At 60.8% G+C, this 380-nt stretch carries 1 protein-coding gene; it reads right to left on the reverse strand.

Annotation, left to right across the window (positions count from 1 at the left end):
• Positions 1 to 156: 156 nt before the first annotated feature.
• Positions 157 to 380 (reverse strand): hypothetical protein (locus AC1D0P_RS31695; protein WP_477680348.1); only part of this gene is annotated, 224 nt, incomplete at its 5' end.

The raw sequence follows: 380 nt of genomic DNA on the forward strand, positions 1-380 counted from the left end.
GACGAAGATCGCCTCTTTGAAATAGCTGCGATCCACCTCGATCTTGTCGCGCCTGACCTTGAAGTCGTGGAGATAGTCCCTGCCCGCTGGACCTGCTGTCTGAGATGAGAATATCGTGGCACCTGTAGCCTCCGAGAACGTCCCGACCGGCGCCGCCTATGATCTGGTGGAATCCTCGCCGGCAGGCTTACGCCGCTGCGCGCGGATTCGCTCTGCGTGCGCTTCAGGAATATCCCTTGCCAGAGACGGTTCCACGGCGATGTCCTTGCCGCCGCATTGACTGCACACCAGCAACGGGACCAATGCCGGCTGCTGTGAGCTGTGAGATTCGCCAAGCTTGGCGATCAACGCGTCGATATCGAGATCGGCGTGCCAGCCGC

The sequence above is a fragment of the Polaromonas sp. P1_G2 genome (genome assembly GCF_056405515.1).